Raw genomic sequence first — 3,488 nt, 5'->3', positions numbered from 1 at the left:
GAGCTGCTCGCGCGCGGCCAGCGAGGCCGATTGCGCGGCCGCGACGGCGCTCTTCGACGCGGCGAGTTGCGCGTTCGCGTGGTTGAACTCTTCCTTGCCGACAGCGCCGCTCGCGACCAGCGGGGCGCGGCGGTTCACGTCGTCCTGCGAACGCTGCAGGTCGGCCTGCGCACGGGCCAGGTCGGCCTCGCGCAGCGCGATCTGCGCCTTCAGCGTCGAGTTGTTCGCGAACAGCGTGCGCACCTCGCGCACCGTCTGCGCGAGCTGGGCTTCGGCCTGGTCGAGCGCGACCTGYGCATCGGCCGGGTCGAGCCTGACGAGCGGCTGGCCGGCCTTCACGAAGTCGGTGTCGTCGGCATTGATCGCGAGCACGGTGCCGCCGACCTGCGGGGTCAGCTGCACGACGTTGCCCTGCACGTAGGCGTTGTCGGTCGTCTCGTAGTGGTTCAGCACCAGCGCGTAGTAGGCGCCGTAGGCCACGCCGATCACGGCGACGGCGGCGGCCACGGCGGTCAGGGCCTTCTTGCGGGTCGGGTTGCCGGTGACTGCGGGAGCGGTGTTGTCTTGCGGGGAGGTCATGAAAGGTTCTCCGAGGTCTTGCTGTGTTTGTACGAAATCGGGTCGGGATCAGGAGGCCTGCGCGCTGCGCAACGGCGCGGCCACATAGCCGCCGCCCAGCGAGCGGATCAGCGCCACCTGCGTGTCGAGCGCGCGCGCCTTCAGGTCGGTGCCCAGGCGGCGCTGCGTCAGCACCGTCGACTCGGCGTTCAGCACGACCAGGTAGGTGCCGAGGCCGGCCTTGTAGCGCTGCGTCGCGATGTCGTAGGCCGCTTCGGCCGAGGCCTGGGCATTGGCCTGTTCCTTCTGCTGGCGCTCGATCGACTGCAGCGAGCTGATCTGGTCGGCCACGTCGCGCACCGCGTCGAGCACGGCGGCGTTGTAGCTCTCGATCGCGGCATCGAGGTCGGCCGACTTGCCGCGCAGGTTGGCGCGCAGCCGGCCGCCGTCGAAGATCGGCAGGCGGATCGCCGGGCCGATGCCGTACTGCTGGCTGTCGGACTTCAGCAGGTTGTCCAGGCCGATGCTCGAGAAGCCGGCGAAGCCCGTGAGGCTGACGTTCGGGTAGAACTGGGCGCGCGCGGACTTGACGTCGCTGGTGGCCGCCTCGACACGCCAGCGCGCGGCGCTGATGTCGGCGCGGCGGCCCAGCAGGTCGGCCGGCACGTTGGCCGGCAGCGGCACGGCCTGCACCGGCTGCAGGCGCGGGCTCAGCGTGTCGAGCGCGTTCGGCGCCTGCGCCGTCAGCGCGGCCAGCGCGTGGCGGGTCAGCGCGATCTGCTCGTTCAGCGCCTCGACCTGCTGGCGGGTTTCGGGCAAGGCGCCCTCGCCCTGGCGCAGCTCGACGGTGGTGTCGAGCCCGGCCTGCACGCGCTGGCGGATCAGCGCGAGGATGTCGTCGCGCTGCTGCAGCGAGCGGGTCGCGACATCGCGCTGCTCGAGCAGGCGCGCCAGCTGCACGTAGTTGCGCGAGACGTTGGCGGCCAGCAGCACGCGGGCGGCCTGCAGCTCGGCCTCTTGCGCACGCTGGCTGCCGAGGGCGGCGTCGAGCGCGGCGCGGTTGCGGCCGAAGAAATCGAACTCCCACGAGGCAGCGGCCTGCAGCGTCGCGGTGGTCTGCATCGTGCCGCCGATCGGGGGCGGCACCAGGCCGTTCTCGGTGAAGCGCTGGCGGGTGGCATCGAACTGGCCGGTGACCTGCAGGCCGTCGGCCGCCGCCACGTTGTCGATCGCGGCCTGAGCCCGCGTGATGCGCGCTTGCGCCACCTTGAGGCTCGGGCTGCCGGTCAGCGCCTTGTCGACCAGGCCGTTCAGCGAAGGGTCGCCGAACGATTGCCACCAGCTGGCGTCCACCGCCGGCGAGGCGGCGTCGGCCTTCTCGGCCAGGCCGACCGCGGCCGGCTCGACCAGCTTCGCGCCCGGCGCGATGCCGTTGGTGCTGGCGCAGCCGGCCAGCGTCAGCACCAGCGTGGACGCCAGGGCCACCACCAGCGCGGTCAGCGCCGGAAGCTCGCGGTGCGAGCGCAGGGTCTGCAGGGAAGGGATCGCGGACATGAGACCAGACTTTCTGTCAGATGATTGTTTCGGCTGTATTTGCTCAGGCAGGCATTGGGATGGCATGGGTCCACCTCGTTCAACTTTTGTTTGTCTTTGGGGGTTGCGCGAGGGAGATCAGGTCTCGTCGCGCAACGCCTCTCCGTTGGCCAGCATGCGCTGCAGGTACAGCTTCAGCGCCTGCCATTCGGTCTTCGAGAAACCGGCCAGATGGGCATTGAGCACCTCGGCCAGGACGGCAGGGACCTCGGCGATCGAGGCCTCGCCTTCCGGCGTCAGCTCGATCTCGACGACCCGGCGGTCTTCGGTGCTGCGCACCCGCTTGCACAGGCCCTTGCGCTCCAGCCGGTCGAGCAGGCGCGTGGTGGCGCCCGCATCGGCCTGCAGCCAGCGCGCCAGCTCGGCGACCGTCGCCTTGCCGTGGCCCGAGTGGAAGACCTTGAACAGCGGGCCCCACTGCGCGCTGGTCAGGCCGTGCGCGCCCAGCTTGCTGTCGACCTGGGAGCTGATCGACAGCATGATCCGCTTCATCAGGTAGCCCACGCTCTCCTCGGCGCAGTACGCGTCGCGGTTGTAGAAATCGGCGGGGACGGGGCTGCGGCTCATGGCGGTCGGATGGGGTCCGTTGGCTATCTCGATGCCTGGACTTTATTTGCTTAGGCAGTCATTGTCAAGGCCGCCTTTGCCCTGGCCGGGTTCAGCCGGGTTCAGCTACAGTGCGTGGCGGTTTTTTGCCGCAGCCTGTCCCACGGACACCCCCGATGCCCAACTCCCCCACACCAGCGCCCGGTCGCGACGTTCGATCCCTCAGCGGGCTGCTGCCGTTCCTGCGGCCCTACTGGGGGCGCATCGGGCTGGCGGTCGTCTTCCTGGTGATGGCGGCGGTCGCGACGCTGGTGTTCCCGGCCGCGCTGAAATCGCTGATCGACCAGGGGCTGGTCGCCTCCGATCCGGGCGAGCGCCTGCTGGCGCTGCGCGGCCACTTCTTCGCGCTGTTCGGCGTCGGCGCGGCGCTCGGCGTGTTCTCGGCGGCCCGCTTCTACATGGTGACCTGGCTCGGCGAGCGCGTCACGGCCGACCTGCGCAGTGCCGTCTACGCCCACGTCATCGAGCAGAGCCCGGAGTTCTTCGAGACCACGCAGACCGGCGAGGTGCTGTCGCGGCTGACCACCGACACGACGCTGGTGCAGACCGTCGTCGGCTCCAGCCTCAGCATGGGGCTGCGCAACACGGTGATGGGCCTGGGCGCGATGCTGATGCTGATCATCACCAACCCGCTGGTGATGACGCAGGTGCTGGGCATCCTGGTGATCGTGGTGCTGCCGTCGCTGTACTTCGGGCGGCGCGTGCGCAAGCTGTCGCGCGCCAGCCAGGAC

3 protein-coding genes and 1 pseudogene are annotated in these 3,488 nt (G+C 70.1%); 1 reads left to right on the top strand and 3 read right to left on the bottom strand.

All coding sequences use genetic code 11. The features are described from left to right. The 3 genes and pseudogenes from AC1D01_RS25710 to AC1D01_RS25700 form a co-directional block, all read right to left on the bottom strand. Nucleotides 1-579 (bottom strand): annotated as a pseudogene (locus tag AC1D01_RS25710) (EmrA/EmrK family multidrug efflux transporter periplasmic adaptor subunit); the annotation flags it as partial. Nucleotides 580-627: 48 nt separating this feature from the next. Further along, nucleotides 628-2,112: an efflux transporter outer membrane subunit gene (locus AC1D01_RS25705; RefSeq protein WP_477871403.1), complete on the bottom strand. Its 1,485-nt coding sequence runs from the start codon at nt 2,110-2,112 to the stop codon at nt 628-630. 117 nt (nt 2,113-2,229) lie between these two features. Next, complete coding sequence (locus tag AC1D01_RS25700) at nt 2,230-2,718, bottom strand: MarR family winged helix-turn-helix transcriptional regulator (protein ID WP_477871402.1); 489 nt, start codon at nt 2,716-2,718, stop codon at nt 2,230-2,232. 155 nt (nt 2,719-2,873) lie between these two features. On the opposite strand from AC1D01_RS25700, the gene AC1D01_RS25695 reads away from it, so the two are divergent. Further along, a partial coding sequence (locus tag AC1D01_RS25695; RefSeq protein WP_477871400.1) for an ABC transporter transmembrane domain-containing protein occupies nt 2,874-3,488 on the top strand: 615 nt, incomplete at its 3' end.

The organism is Rhizobacter sp. P3_B12 (assembly GCF_056402895.1).
Note: the sequence above shows the minus strand (reverse complement) of the source record. Positions and strands in the feature narration are given on the sequence as shown.

Excerpts from the sequence above, each read along its gene's own strand:
- AC1D01_RS25700 (WP_477871402.1), bottom strand. The coding sequence starts at position 2,718 with ATGAGCCGCAGCCCCGTCCCCGCCGATTTCTACAACCGCGACGCGTAC.
- AC1D01_RS25705 (WP_477871403.1), bottom strand. The coding sequence starts at position 2,112 with ATGTCCGCGATCCCTTCCCTGCAGACCCTGCGCTCGCACCGCGAGCTT.